Genomic DNA, 12,322 nt, shown 5'->3' with positions numbered 1-12,322 from the left:
ACCAACATCATCGCCTTTTCGCTCTGGTACTGGGAGTGGGACCGAGGCGGCCCGGCGGCCCGTGCCCAGGGGGTGAAGTCGTACCCGGACTTCCTTTTCCCCCAGATGCAGCAGGAGGGCATAGCGGAGCCGGGCTGGGAGCCCTCCTACCCGGACTACTTGTATGTGGCGTTCACCAATGCCTGCGCCTTCAGCCCGACGGACACCATGCCGTTGTCGGTCTGGGCGAAGTTGCTGATGATGACGCAGTCGGCGGTGTCGCTGATCACGGTGGTGCTGGTGGTGGCGCGGGCGGTCGGCATCCTGCAGTAGCAGCCACAGTGCGCCAGGCCACCGAGGACTCCTGGACAGCGGTCGCGCACGTCCCCGCCAGGTACGGTTCGACCGGCACCACGTCGGCCCACATCCGCGCGCCGGCCCGCGCGCGATGGACGGTCCCAGCAGCGCGCGGCGCGCCTATGGACAGGCCCTGCAGAGTGCGCCGCGCGGGGGTCCGCCGCACTGGTGCGGTCCCGCGTTTCCCCTGGACAAAGTGCCGCACGCGGTGCCGGAGGAAGCCCGACGACCGCACCGCACCGCACCACGCGGCGCGGCGGGGCTGTCCTACTCGGCCGGCAGACGGAGCATCGGTTCGAAGGCCGCGTCCTCCTCGCCCTCGACCGAAGGGAGGAAGCCGTCCGGGACGGTGCGGGCGGCCGTGGTAAGGAGACGGGCCAGGACCTCGGGCTCGGTGGCCGCGGGGAGGCGGAGGGCGGCAAGGAGGCGGTCGCGGACCTCGGGGTGGTCCGGGTTGTCCTCAAGGTAGTCGGCGTTGAGCGCGGGGGGACGGAAGCCGGCCAGGGCGTCGTGCCAGGAGGGCAGGACGATGGCCAGGGTCAGGGCCTCGGCGAGGGACTCCGCGATGAGGGAAGCCTGGCCCTCGGAGTCGGTGTAGAGGACGGGGCGGACGCGGTCGGAGCCGGCCGGGCCGCAGAGGTAGTGGGTGCCTCCCGCGTTGCAGCCGGCCACGGGCTCCACCGGGAGACCGGCCGGCAGGGCGATCGACTCGATGGGGTCGGTTCGCGTGAGGTCGAATTCGCCGTCGCAGGCGAGGTATGCCTCGACCTCGGGGTCTGCGGCGATCCGGCGGAGCAGGGCCTCGTCGGAGAGGGCGGCCGGGTTGAGGCCGTGGGCGGCTTCGGGGGTCAGGGGGTGGCCCGCGAGGACGTGGCGGACGGTGTCGAGGGGGACGGGCCGCCCGTAGTCCTCCTCGAAGTGCGCCTGGACGGCCTCGGGGGAGCGGTCGGTGAGGATGCGGAAAAGGTGCCCGGAGCCGTCCGGGTCCGGGCTGCCCGAGGGGAACTCGATGCCCGAGCCGGTGCGCCAGGCGCCGCCGCCGGTCTCCCACCACAGGCAGGCGGTGACCCGCGGAGCGTCGAGGCCCTCGTCGACGAAGGCCGGGTCGTCCAGGAGCGGGCGCAGCGCGGCGGGCACCTCGTCGATGACCCCGGGCCGGACCTGTTCGTCATCCGTGGCGTACGGGCTCATCTCCGACTCGTGGTCGAAGCCGCGGACGAGGACACCGGCCGGGGTGAAGAGGACGGAGAAGTCGTCACCCGAGCCGTTGTCCATCAGGGCCGCCTCCGTCCCAGGCCCCCAGGTGGTGGAGAAGGAGTAGCGGGAGAACCGCGGGTCGCGGCAGATCGCCTGGTCCAGTACGGCCAGCGCGCGCAGGTGCGCGCGGAGCTCGGCGGGGGCCGGGAGGAGGGCGGCGGTCGTGTGCACGGTGTCCATGGGCTCATGTAAGCAGCCGGCACTGACGTCCAGGGCGGCGGTTCGGTCACACCCGCTCTCTCAGTCAGGGAACGAAAAGCCCAGCTCACGCAGGCGGGGCAAGCACACTGCGAGGCATTGCTCCACAGTCGCGGCATCGGTTCGTACAAGGACGTCCTCGCGCAACGGCGCTCCACTGGCGACGAAGGTCCAAGGCTTGCCCCTCTCTGCCATCCGCTCAGCGTCGGCCTTGAACAGCACCGTTACGCCCTGTTCGGCCAGTGCTTCCATAATCGCGACGACGTCCACCGGCACTCTCCCCTCCCGAAGCGTTTCGAACGCGCGCACATCGGACGAACATACTCACTCCGGGCCGGACCCTGGACACCGCCCTCATGACCCAACGTGACCGATAGGGGCGCTCTGAGCTGGAATACGCGACACCTCAACATGCGAGCTCACCAGTCCCGAGGCCGGGACAGCCCGGTCCGAGTGCGGGTGTGCGCCGTCCTCGTCCACGACGGCCGGGTGTGTCTGATCCGCCGCCAGCGGGAGGCCGGCCTCCAGCACTCGCTGCCCGGCGGCCTGGCCGAGGACAAGGACGGCGAAGACCCGATCGACGCGCTGCACCGCGAGCTGCTCGAGGAGATCGGCCTCGACCTGGCGGTGCTGCGCTTCGTCCACCGACTCACCTTCGGAGGCAACATCATCGAGACCGGCACCGACTCCTACCGCCTCGCCACCACCCGCGCCCGCGCCGAACAGCAGGCAGTCGTCAGCTGACGACTGTCTGGGGCCGTGTTCGGAGAGTGCCGCCACCTGGCGACGCCCTTCGAACACGGCCCCAGAACGGTCAGCCCGCAAACACCCGCCGCACATGATCGAGGCGCACACGGTGGTCCTCGATCCAGCCGGCCGATGGCGAGAGAGGCAGGCTGACCGTCACCTGCGAGGACGGAGCGTCCTGAAGCGACACACCGATCGCTCCAGAAGCCAACGGCTTGATCCCGAGCTGGACCGTCCGGCCGGAGTTCAGCCACGAGACGAACCGATTGCCGACCAGCTTGTCCAGGGCTTCCTCCCACTGGTCCAGGTCATCGGACGTGATGCCGACGGGAAAGCTGCCGTTGATGGTCCCGGTCGACACGACGAACTCGCAGTCGAGGACCTCACTGCCCGGGGCGGGCCACTCCAGCACACGGAGAGACACAGCGTGACCGCTCGTTCCCGGCGGATCAGTCAGGTGGATCAGATCGCCCAGCTCGTCATCCATGACAGCCCCTCTCCATCGACCTCGAACAGGGGCATCATTCCGGAGACCACCGACACGCACGGACACCCCCGTCGGTGCTGTCAGTTCTCACCGACATTTCGCAGCCCGCAGATCAGCATCTGCTGCCCGAACTCGTCGACAAGTGCTGTCCGTTGTCACCTACGCAGCCAAGACGGCGTTCCCCGCCCCGGTCGTGGCCGCTGCTGCCTGACGGTTCACGCGTCCGGCACGGCGGAGCCGAGGCAGACCTCCAATGCGCCTCGCCGGCCGGGTGGCAGGTGGTCGCCGAGCGGGACCTGTCGCGGGCTGTGCTCGCCGTCGCAGATCCAGCTCCGTTCGTCCGCGTCGAATGACCACGGCTGGGCGCCCCACATCGGGTGTCCTTGGAGCAGGCGCCGGGCCAGCGGCTCGCACCCTTCCAAGGCACCCTGGGCGATCAGCGCCTCGACGACCACGTCCACGGCCCCCTCGGGTGCCTCGGCGTCGCCCAGCGCCGGAAGGAGCAGAAGCAGACGGGCATGGGGATCGGTCACACCGACAGCTCCGTCAGGGGCGGGGAGGATCGCGGCGAGCTCCGGCCAGCACAAGCCCGGACCGATGCGTTCCTGATCCGTGCTGGCCAGGACCGCGTCGGTGCTGCCCGGGCTGACCAGGAAGTAGTCCGTGCTCGTGTACTCCTCGCCGCTGTTGTAGTGCACGACGATCGAGAACCCGCCCTTCAGCGGGACCGTGAACGTAGGCCAGGCCGACTTGTCGTGCAGGTGTTCCAGCATGGCGCCGGCATCGGCGGCGTCCACGCCGAAGGCCTCTGGCGGCACGCCCTCGCACAGGTCGACCAGGTGCGCGGCCCAGAAACCGGGCTTGCCCAGTAACGGGAGGCCGTCCACAGCGGGAGCTGAGGAGTACCAGTGTCGTGCCATCGCCATGCCGAGATTCTGGCGTACGAAGATCCGCTCTGTTCGACCGCCCCATGAACTACCCGGACATCAACTTGAGGGCTTCGCACCGTGAGGTGTCTGCGGTGGGGAGTTTCGCCTCTGGGCGCCGGTGAGTTTCGGGTGTCGTCGCAGGTCAGCGGCCGGTGAGAATGGCCTGCGCTGCTCGGTTCGGGTGGAGGCGGTGGACGGCGGCGACGGCGACGCCCGGGCAGGCCAGGGCAGGGTCTGCGGCACCGGACTGTAGGAACCGGCGGGACGGCAGGACGCTATCTCGCGCACGAGTTCCGTGCGGATGCCGACCGCCGCATGCTCTATGTGGAAGAGCACCGCTAACAGCGGACGAGTCACGGCCGCGGCGCTCGCCCGTACGACCGGCCTCTTACGGAACGCCGGTCAGAGTCAGCTTGAAGCAACCGTCCCCTGCCCGGAGGTGACGTTGTCCGTGAGCAGGCGGCCCGGCCATTGGGCAGGCTGAAAAGCCACACAAGGAGGACGCATAGATTCCGATGAGCCGATGTACCAGTTCCGGCGCGACGTCACGCGGCAGAAAAGTCCCCCGAACCTTCTGGACGTGACAGAGGCGCACGGTCTGGCCCAAGCCGCCGGCATAGCGAGCGTCTGGATCCGCACGGGCATCGCCGACCGCGTTGAGATACACAACCGGCAACGACTGGTCCCGCTCGGGGCCGCGCGAGCGGATGGTGCCGCTGATCAACGGTGCGGACCGGACGCTGCGGTGGTTCATCGAGGACGTCTGGGGCCAGTTCGACGACGACCATACCCGCCCCGGCGCCCCACTGTTCCCGTCCGAGCGCAGAAACGCAGACCGGTCCTCGCGCCGGGTCGGCAACGACGCCCTCCGCAACGGCCTGACCGCCGCCGTTGAGGCCCATCTTCCCGGCTGAGCCGAGAAGTTGACGCCACACGTCCTGCGGCACTTCTGCGCGTCCGAACTCTACTCAGGCGGCCTGGACCTGGTCGCGATTCAGGAGGTTTGGGACATTCCTGGATCGCCACGACGATGCGGTACGTCCATGTCCAGCAGACCAGGTGGAAGATGCCTGGCTCGCCGGGCAGCAGCGGGCCGCGAAGCGGCTGGAAGGACTGATGGGATGAAGTGGAACCTGCGGCTGACCGCCGCGAACAAGGGCATCTGGAAGGCGTCCGAGCTGCAGCGGATGCTCGCCAAGCACGGGCTGGTCATCTCGGCCGGGAAGATGTCCGGCCTGTGGTCCGGTCGACCGGTCTCCCTCAAGCTGGAGGACCTGGAAGTCATCTGCGTCGTGCTCGGCTGCGAGATCGGCGACCTGCTGTTCCCCGAGCCGACGTCCGGTCCTCCGTCGCCGCGGTGACCCGCCCGGCCCGGCGCGATCCGCTGCCTCCAGCTCGACGACCTCGATGTCGGCGACCGCCGGCTCGTCATCGACGGCCGCGTCCGTCCCCTGGACGAGCTCACCCTGCAGGCCGTCCTCGCCTGGCTGGAGCACCGGCGACGCCGCTGGCCCGACACCGCCAACCCGCACCTGCTGATCAACAAGCAGACCGCGCTGGAGACCGGCCCCATCAGCGGCGTCTCCATCTCCGCCGCACTTCGCGGCCAGAGGGCCACCCTGGAACGGCTCCGCGTCGACCGCCAACTCGAAGAAGCCCTCGTCCACGGCCCCGACCCGCTCCACCTCGCCGAAATCTTCGGCCTGGCCGAGAAGACCGTCATCCGCTACGCGGACTCCGCCCGGCGCCTCCTGGAAACCAGTGCCGAGTTGTTGAACGCCGTGAAAGCATCGGTGGATGATCACGCTGAGGACCTGGTCGGCAGACGCTTGCTGAAGGTGACGACGTCCTGGCACCACTACCAGGAGACCGAACCCTCCCTCCTGCACATGTGGCTGCACATGGACGACCTCGGCCCCGTCCAGTTCCACACACCGGGGGACGGGTTGTCCATGGAGATCGACCAGCCTCATGGCCCCTACGACATGGACGAATACGGCCACACCACGGTCGAGGACGACCTCCCCGACTTCCCGATGACTCGCTTTGTTGGGCAGCGGATCCTTTCCACCCCGGAGATCCACTACCGGCGCGAGAACCTCGACTTCGCCATCGGCATCACGCTGCAGTTCGAGACCGGGAGCATCCGCGTCCTTAACCTTGCGGACGAAATCGTCCTGGCCCATGACCAGCACCTGGGCCCGGTCGAGGCGCACCTCCACGCGACGGACGCCTGAATTCCTCACCCGGGGAACGTAACGAACCCGGCGGAAGAAAACTCCTGGTCGTCTCCTACGGCATGCGAGATGCTGCCGGACATGATCGACCGTGACTTCGCGATCCGGGTGGCCCAGGAAGATTTGGACCGCAGGTACTCGGGGCGGCTGGTGGTGACCGAGGTCGAGGACCACGAACTCGTCTGGATCGTCTACTACCAAACCGCGGAATACCTACGCACGGGAGACCCAGGTCAGCTCTTGGGCGGCAACGGCCCCTACCTGGTGGATCGCCTCGATGGGAGTCTTCACCAGATCGGACCGGTCGCAGCGGTTACCGGCGAGTGGGAGCTGGACTACCGGACCCGCATCAGGAAGATGACCACACGCACCGCAGTGGATGACCTGCACGAGGAGATCCGCCGGGCGGCGGCGGCCGATGGACGAATCATCGCCATGCACGTGCTGCGGCAGCGCGTCCCGACACTCACGCACGCGCAGGTCATCGAGTACGTCACCGCTCTGCAGGTAGGCACCGCACCACCTCACCTGGCGGCCATCGCCACCAGCACCCTCGGCCCTGCCCTCGATCCTGTCCTCGGCGTTCACACCATTCACCGCGCGAGCTCCGCGCCAGCTGTGCAGTCGACCGCTGAGGGTGGCTCCGTGTCTTGATGCGAACTCACGGGTCCTTCGCCGAGAATCAGGGTGGTCAACCCGCGGGTTCACCATGAACATCCTTCAGTTTCCTCGAACTCGCGGGGGTCCGGGGGTCCGGCCAAGGTGCCTGCAAAACCCACACTGAGATGATCTTGTAGGTTGATCCGCCGTCAGTCGGCCTGGAGGGCGGCGAAGTCGGCGTGGGCCGCCTCAACGGCTTCGGGGTACGCCTGGCGCTTCTCGTGCTCGGCGCGGGCCCGGTAGACGCTGGCCAGGCCGGGGTTGTGGCCCTTGCGCTTGCCGATGGGGATGATCAGGTCGGGGCGGATCTGCTCGACGGACTCGCCGGCGGCACGGCGCCGGAGCGCGGTGTGCAGCATGTCGTCGGTGATGACGGGGGGCCGGCCGCCGTGCTTGCCCTTGCGGGCGGCGGCGTCGAGCCCTTCGAGGGTGGCTCGCGGATGCTCTCGCGCTCGGTCTCGGCCATGGCGGCGAAGAACCCGAAGAGCATCCGGCCGGGGCCGGATGGGTCGTAGATGCCGGGCAGCGGACCGGCCAGCATCTCCAGGACCAACCACGACGCAGGAGATGATCACTCCGGCGCGTGCCTCGGGGGTCTTGGGGGTTGATACTGGTGGGCTCGCGTATTCAACTGTCGCGAGCCCCTCTGCGAGGCGAGCCAGCTGATCACGGTCAGTGACAGCTACGTACCCCCGTTCCGCTTGGGTACTCAAGCAGGCTGTCCGCAGCCGTGAGCCCATGCCCGCGGCCCGCGGCGCTCCGGCGAGTGCGGTTGCTGTACTAGCCGGTACCTGTCCTGTGCGGCCCTGTCGCCGACGGATGCGATGATCGCCGTCTCCAGCGCGAACGGGCTGGTATCGCAACTCAGGGGTGTTCGGATGAACAACTGGCAGGCGTTGGCGGAGACCGTGGAAGCGCGGCTGGCTGGCATATCCTCAGACGAGCGCGGTGTGTTCGCCGCAGGCGTCGCGGAGCGGCACCTGAGCTGGCACGAGTCGCTGCCCGAGGACCACCAGGCTCCGTTCACCCTCAGCCTGCGACCCCTGCTGGATTCGGTGTGGGCGGGCGTCCTCGGCGACGGGAGCGCGTTTGCGGCCGTGAACCGCGGGGTGGCCGAGTTCATGCTCAGCGAGTACTGCCACAACGACGGCCAGGAAGGACCCCAGGAGGCGGGCGAACCTGCTGCGGAAGCCACGCTGCAGGCCGCGCACGCGTACCTGTTCGGGTGTGTCGAGTTCGCGATCGAGGTCAGCCGACGGGCGGTGGATGCCGCTGACCTGCGTGACGACTATTTCGACGAACTCCGGGGGTACGACATCCCGTACACCGATGCGACGCTCGTCGCCGAGGTCCGGCGCCAGCTGCGCGATCTCGACCTGATCGTGAGTCACGCGGACGAGCTTAGCGGTGCCTTCAGGAGGGGGCTGGCTCGCGAGATCTCGGCCCGACTCCGTCTTGAGCTGCGGACTCCGCTCTCCAGCCAGGACTGACAGCCAGGTCCGCTGTCGCGGCTGGCGGCACGGCAGTGTGGATCTGGGGTGGACCCGGTTCTACGAGTCGCGCCAGGCAGCGCCGCTGGTTATGCGTGATGGCGTCGTCATCTGGCCGTCGTAGTACCGGTGGGCTCTCGTGTTCAGCGTTCGCCGTCCCCCGAGGACTCCAGCCTGCTGGTGACCGGGTGTGATCGCCGGCGGCGTATCGGCTCCAGATCCCACCGGTCTCTCTGAGGAGGCGGCTGGTGGTCTTGTCGTGGTAGCCGAGGGCGTCTGCGACGACGGGGGCGGGCAGTTCGAGGAGTTGCTGTCGGATGGCGGCGCCGCGGGCGGCTGAGACCGGGATGCGGATCTCGCCCAGGAGTGCGGACAGGTGGTCGGGGCGGGCTGGCTGGCCGGCTCGGCGGCCGGGGAAGAGCCAGCGGGATGCCTGGTTGGTGGCGGTGTTCATGTTGTCGCGGTCCGCGATGTACGCCAGCAGCAGGGCAGCGACCGGTGCGGGGACGGGCGAGGCGGGCTCCCCAAGCCGCAGAAGCGTGGTCTCTCCGTCGTGGAGCACGTCGTCGATCGTCAACTGGACGATCCGTGTGAGGGGTTGCGCGTAGAGGAGGACGATGACGCCAGCGACACGGAGGCGCATCGGTGCGTCTGTGTCGGTCAGCAGTCGGCCGAGTGCGGCCAAGCGTTCGCCCTCGCTCAGTGGGCGTTGTCTTTCCGATAGTGACGGGTGGAGTTGCGCTGGTCAGGCATAGGGCAAGGATTTCGGCGGCAAGGACGGGATGATGTGTCGCCCGTTCAGTGGAGGTGCTGGGATGCCGTCGGTGATGGGGCTGCTGGAGGAGCGTGAGCGTGCCGCTCGGGAGCGGGCGGAGGTCCTTCAGGCCGAGCTGAGGGTGGCAGAGGCGGCGTGGGAGCGGGTTGTGATCGCCCGTGAGATGGTGGCCGAGGTCCTGGCTGGACCATGCGAGGCCGGGGATACGCCGGCGGTCGTGGCGGCCGGCGAGGGGGCGACGCTGCCCGGTTCGGTGGTGCCGCGTTGGCAGGAGGGGATCGTTCCGGCGGTGTTGGCGCCGGACTACCGGCGGCTCGTGGAGGTCTTGTCTGATCGGGGCGGGGAGGTGATGGACTGTCGGCAGCTCGCGGTGGCGCTCGGGCTGGAGCCGGTCCCGGCGAAGGTCGAGGGAGTTCGGTCGAAGGTGAAACGTCTGGCCGCGCGGGGCTGGCTGGCCGAGGACCGTCCGGGGATGTTCAGTGTGGTCGCCGGGCGAGCCGGCGGCTCATGACCATGCTCATCGACCACTGGATCATCGCCTCGGAGGTGTTGGTGCGGGTCTCGTAATCGCGGGCCAGGCGGCGTGAGCGCATCAGCCAGGCGAACGTCCGTTCCACCAGCCACCTTTTCGGCAGCACCACGAAGCCCGCGGTGTCGTCGCTGCGCTTGATCACGGTCAGCGTGATCCGCCAGGCGACGCGGGCGAGGTCGACCAGGCGCCCGGTGTAACGGCCGTCGGCCCACACCATCGTGATGCGCCAGTGCCGTTCGCGCAGTCGTGCCAGCAGCCTCCGGCCGCTCTCGCGGTCGGTGGAGGATGCCACGGTGACCATCACGACCAACAGCAGGCCGAGGGTGTCCACCACGATATGCCTCTTGCGGCCGTTCACTCGCTTCCCGGCATCGAAGCCCCGGCTCGCGGCCGGCACGGATGCGGCCCCTTTCACCGACTGGGAGTCGATGATCCCGGCGGCCGGCTCCGGATCGCGGCCCGCGCCCCGGCGGACCCTGTCGCGCAGCCGGTCGTGGAACTCGGAGACCAGACCCGTGTCGCACCAACGTCGGAAGAAGGCGTAGACGCGATCCCACGCGGGGAAGTCCGCGGGCACCGCCCTCCAGGCGATACCGCCCGCGACCAGGTAGCGCACGGCGTCGACCATCTGCCGATGGCAGTAGCCCTCCGGCTGCCCGCCCTTTCCTTCCAGCCAGGCGGGGACGGGCATCGCGTCACGCACGACGGCCCACTCCGCGTCGCTCATGTCGGAGGGATACCTCGGACTCCTGTGCGGCCGGTCTTCGGCGTTCCCGAACCGGTGGGCGAGGCAATCACACGACAGTGGTGCGGAGTTGGACGGCAGCGGCGTAGGCACGGAAGACTGCGGCGCCAGGGGCCTCCTGTTGCTCGGTTGGATTCGACACCCACGAGCTGTGCGGGAGGCCCCACTTTCATGCCCAGCTGACCGGAAGGTCACCCGACCAAGTGGGCGGGCTCGAACTCACGATCACCGAGATCGCTTGAGGGGCGGCGGGTGAGGTCGCCAAGCCGGCACCGCCCTGAGTCGGCCGTTGGCCGTGTTCGCGGGTTCATTGCCAGAGTTGCTTCGACCAGTCACCCCGAAGGCGATAGGCGCGGCCGTCGCCGACCTGATTCATCCCACCAGGAACAACGTCCCCGTGGTACGGGTACTGTTCCGTCACTGCCGCCAGCAGAAACTCCAGGAAGCCGCCTTCGAACAGGTCCCACTCCAGCAGCGAGTCGAACTTGGCAGCGACCGGCCAGCGGTCCGGGTCCGGTCCCCGCATCAGCCAGAAGAAATGGTCGGAGTTCCAGTTGTTGGCCCACTTCAGAAGCCCGCCCTCGGCAGGGAACAGCGGGTACGGGCACTCGTCGTAGTCCCCGGCCTCGTAAGCCTGGGCCAGCATGGCGGTGTATCCGTGGGGATCCGTCGTGCAGTACAGGAATCCCTCGAAGCCGAGCGGCTCACCGACCGCCGGACTTGGCGCCACCGAGGGTGTGAAGATGTGCAACTCGTTGCTGATGCTGACCATCCCGTACCGGTCGACGAATGCCCGGTAGTCCGCGGGCAACTGGAAGCCAAGCGCCTGCGGCGCGAGCTCCCACGGGACCGGGAAAACGCCCTCCGCAGGCGGCGGCCCGATCACCGCGCCGAGCCGGTCCAGCATCTCCTCGATGTTCACGTCCACTCCTGTCAGCTGCCCCTTCTCGCCGGAGGCTATCCGTCTTTGGCGACACCGGACGCGGAGGGCCCAGCCCGGCGGTGACCTGGCACCCGAGTTGTTCGGGAGCCTTCGTTCATGCCCAGCCGACCAGAAGGTCACCCGACCGAGTTGGCAGGCTCGAACTCACGCTCACCAAGCTCGATTGAGCAACGGCTACTTACCCCCTCCAAGCCCGACTGGACCCACATCGTCGAACAGGCCGGATGGCCCGACGCCGAAGGCGAGCACTACGCGATCCGCGACTACAGCCCGCTGCTCGACCAGCTGGCCCTCGGCCGGGAATTCGCCTTCCGCCTCAAGGCCAGCCCCGTCCAGAACACCTCCAAGCCCGACAAGGCGAGCGGGCACCGCAGCAAGACCGCCGCCGAACTCCACCACCGCTCCTACCGCGTGCCCCACCGCACCGCAGCCCACCAGCTCACGTGGTTCCTGGACCGCACCACCCGCTGGGGCTTCACCGTCCCCGAGGCCCGCACCGACACCCCCGCCCCCGGCCTCGAACCCTCCGCCCCGGACGTGTCCCCCGAGGCACAGCCCGCCCGGGAAGTGCGGATCACCGACCGCAGCCGCAGCACCTTCACCAAGCCCGGCACCCGCACTCCGGTTACCCTCACCACGGCCACCTTCGAAGGACACCTTCGCATCACCGACCCCGGCCTCCTGCAGACCGTGCTTCTCGGCGGCATCGGCCCGTCCAAGGCCTACGGCTGCGGCCTGCTCACGCTCGCCCCGCTTGCGGCGTCCGGACCGCGCTGACCGGTGGCCGACATCTGGTGGAAAGCCCACCCCCACGACCTGCACCGTCTCGCCGACCGCGTCTCAAGCGTCTACGTCGAGCGCAGCCACATCGACCGCGACGAGAACGCCGTTGTCGTCATCAACAAGCGGGAAACCGTACGCGTCCCGGCCGCCATGGTCGCCGTCATGCTCCTCGGCCCAGGCACACGCATCACCCACGGCGCCGT

Annotated in this window: 13 protein-coding genes and 5 pseudogenes; 11 read left to right on the top strand and 7 right to left on the bottom strand. The window is 68.7% G+C overall.

What is annotated here, in order from left to right; all coding sequences use genetic code 11:
- Nucleotides 1-312 (top strand): annotated as a pseudogene (locus ACZ3YL_RS42010) (hypothetical protein); the annotation flags it as partial.
- 291 nt (nt 313-603) lie between these two features.
- Here ACZ3YL_RS42010 and ACZ3YL_RS42005 read toward each other — a convergent pair.
- Nucleotides 604-1,773, bottom strand: coding sequence for a hypothetical protein (locus ACZ3YL_RS42005; RefSeq protein WP_465663100.1), 1,170 nt, complete (start codon nt 1,771-1,773; stop codon nt 604-606).
- A gap of 60 nt (nt 1,774-1,833) precedes the next feature.
- Nucleotides 1,834-2,061: a hypothetical protein gene (locus ACZ3YL_RS42000; protein ID WP_465663098.1), complete on the bottom strand. Its 228-nt coding sequence runs from the start codon at nt 2,059-2,061 to the stop codon at nt 1,834-1,836.
- A 141-nt stretch (nt 2,062-2,202) separates the two neighbouring features.
- On the opposite strand from ACZ3YL_RS42000, the pseudogene ACZ3YL_RS41995 reads away from it, so the two are divergent.
- Nucleotides 2,203-2,430, top strand: a pseudogene (locus tag ACZ3YL_RS41995) (NUDIX domain-containing protein); the annotation flags it as partial.
- Nucleotides 2,431-2,535, top strand: a pseudogene (locus tag ACZ3YL_RS41990) (IS21-like element helper ATPase IstB); the annotation flags it as partial.
- Between the two features lie 70 nt (nt 2,536-2,605).
- On the opposite strand, the gene ACZ3YL_RS41985 reads toward ACZ3YL_RS41990, so the two are convergent.
- A complete protein-coding gene (locus ACZ3YL_RS41985; RefSeq protein WP_465663096.1) occupies nt 2,606-3,025 on the bottom strand; it encodes a DUF5959 family protein in 420 nt (139 codons plus the stop codon).
- 215 nt (nt 3,026-3,240) lie between these two features.
- Complete coding sequence (locus ACZ3YL_RS41980; protein WP_465663094.1) at nt 3,241-3,951, bottom strand: hypothetical protein; 711 nt, start codon at nt 3,949-3,951, stop codon at nt 3,241-3,243.
- A 659-nt stretch (nt 3,952-4,610) separates the two neighbouring features.
- Between ACZ3YL_RS41980 and ACZ3YL_RS41975 the strand changes: the two genes are divergently transcribed.
- From ACZ3YL_RS41975 to ACZ3YL_RS41960, 4 genes and pseudogenes are all read left to right on the top strand, one after another.
- A complete protein-coding gene (locus ACZ3YL_RS41975; RefSeq protein ID WP_465663092.1) occupies nt 4,611-4,868 on the top strand; it encodes a hypothetical protein in 258 nt (85 codons plus the stop codon).
- Nucleotides 4,869-5,075: 207 nt separating this feature from the next.
- Nucleotides 5,076-5,288, top strand: a pseudogene (locus tag ACZ3YL_RS41970) (helix-turn-helix domain-containing protein); the annotation flags it as partial.
- 504 nt (nt 5,289-5,792) lie between these two features.
- A complete protein-coding gene (locus ACZ3YL_RS41965; protein ID WP_465663090.1) occupies nt 5,793-6,191 on the top strand; it encodes a hypothetical protein in 399 nt (132 codons plus the stop codon).
- A gap of 81 nt (nt 6,192-6,272) precedes the next feature.
- The gene (locus tag ACZ3YL_RS41960) at nt 6,273-6,845 is read left to right on the top strand and encodes a YrhB domain-containing protein (RefSeq protein WP_465663088.1); all 573 of its coding nucleotides are present in this window, start codon (nt 6,273-6,275) and stop codon (nt 6,843-6,845) included.
- A 155-nt stretch (nt 6,846-7,000) separates the two neighbouring features.
- On the opposite strand, the gene ACZ3YL_RS41955 is transcribed toward ACZ3YL_RS41960, so the two are convergent.
- Entirely contained in the window at nt 7,001-7,210 is a 210-nt protein-coding gene (locus ACZ3YL_RS41955; protein ID WP_465663086.1) for a hypothetical protein, read from the bottom strand.
- 465 nt (nt 7,211-7,675) lie between these two features.
- Between ACZ3YL_RS41955 and ACZ3YL_RS41950 the strand changes: the two genes are divergently transcribed.
- Nucleotides 7,676-8,341: a hypothetical protein gene (locus ACZ3YL_RS41950; RefSeq protein ID WP_465663084.1), complete on the top strand. Its 666-nt coding sequence runs from the start codon at nt 7,676-7,678 to the stop codon at nt 8,339-8,341.
- Between the two features lie 815 nt (nt 8,342-9,156).
- Nucleotides 9,157-9,627 (top strand): hypothetical protein, encoded by a 471-nt coding sequence (locus ACZ3YL_RS41945; RefSeq protein WP_465663082.1) that lies wholly within the window; start codon nt 9,157-9,159, stop codon nt 9,625-9,627.
- Here the strand turns inward: ACZ3YL_RS41945 and ACZ3YL_RS41940 are convergent.
- Together ACZ3YL_RS41940 and ACZ3YL_RS41935 are read right to left on the bottom strand one after the other, a co-directional pair.
- The gene (locus ACZ3YL_RS41940) at nt 9,593-10,375 is read right to left on the bottom strand and encodes an IS5 family transposase (RefSeq protein ID WP_465663080.1); all 783 of its coding nucleotides are present in this window, start codon (nt 10,373-10,375) and stop codon (nt 9,593-9,595) included. The genes ACZ3YL_RS41945 and ACZ3YL_RS41940 overlap by 35 nt on opposite strands.
- Nucleotides 10,376-10,700: 325 nt before the next feature.
- Nucleotides 10,701-11,315, bottom strand: a complete 615-nt coding sequence (locus tag ACZ3YL_RS41935; protein ID WP_465663078.1) for a hypothetical protein — start codon at nt 11,313-11,315, stop codon at nt 10,701-10,703.
- Between the two features lie 117 nt (nt 11,316-11,432).
- On the opposite strand from ACZ3YL_RS41935, the gene cas6e reads away from it, so the two are divergent.
- Complete coding sequence (gene cas6e, locus ACZ3YL_RS41930) at nt 11,433-12,113, top strand: type I-E CRISPR-associated protein Cas6/Cse3/CasE (protein ID WP_465663076.1); 681 nt, start codon at nt 11,433-11,435, stop codon at nt 12,111-12,113.
- 3 nt (nt 12,114-12,116) lie between these two features.
- Nucleotides 12,117-12,322 (top strand): annotated as a pseudogene (locus tag ACZ3YL_RS41925) (type I-E CRISPR-associated endonuclease Cas1e); the annotation flags it as partial.

This window comes from Kitasatospora sp. NPDC023176 (assembly GCF_055560495.1).
Note: the sequence above shows the minus strand (reverse complement) of the source record. Positions and strands in the feature narration are given on the sequence as shown.

What these genes read in the sequence shown, in the direction of transcription:
- ACZ3YL_RS41985 (WP_465663096.1), bottom strand. Translation starts at nt 3,025, where the DNA reads ATGGATGACGAGCTGGGCGATCTGATCCACCTGACTGATCCGCCGGGA.
- cas6e (WP_465663076.1), top strand. Translation starts at nt 11,433, where the DNA reads ATGCCCAGCCGACCAGAAGGTCACCCGACCGAGTTGGCAGGCTCGAAC.
- ACZ3YL_RS41945 (WP_465663082.1), top strand. Translation starts at nt 9,157, where the DNA reads ATGCCGTCGGTGATGGGGCTGCTGGAGGAGCGTGAGCGTGCCGCTCGG.
- ACZ3YL_RS41950 (WP_465663084.1), top strand. Translation starts at nt 7,676, where the DNA reads ATGATCGCCGTCTCCAGCGCGAACGGGCTGGTATCGCAACTCAGGGGT.
- ACZ3YL_RS41955 (WP_465663086.1), bottom strand. Translation starts at nt 7,210, where the DNA reads ATGCTGCACACCGCGCTCCGGCGCCGTGCCGCCGGCGAGTCCGTCGAG.
- ACZ3YL_RS42005 (WP_465663100.1), bottom strand. Translation starts at nt 1,773, where the DNA reads ATGGACACCGTGCACACGACCGCCGCCCTCCTCCCGGCCCCCGCCGAG.
- ACZ3YL_RS41980 (WP_465663094.1), bottom strand. Translation starts at nt 3,951, where the DNA reads ATGGCGATGGCACGACACTGGTACTCCTCAGCTCCCGCTGTGGACGGC.
- ACZ3YL_RS41960 (WP_465663088.1), top strand. Translation starts at nt 6,273, where the DNA reads ATGATCGACCGTGACTTCGCGATCCGGGTGGCCCAGGAAGATTTGGAC.
- ACZ3YL_RS41940 (WP_465663080.1), bottom strand. Translation starts at nt 10,375, where the DNA reads ATGAGCGACGCGGAGTGGGCCGTCGTGCGTGACGCGATGCCCGTCCCC.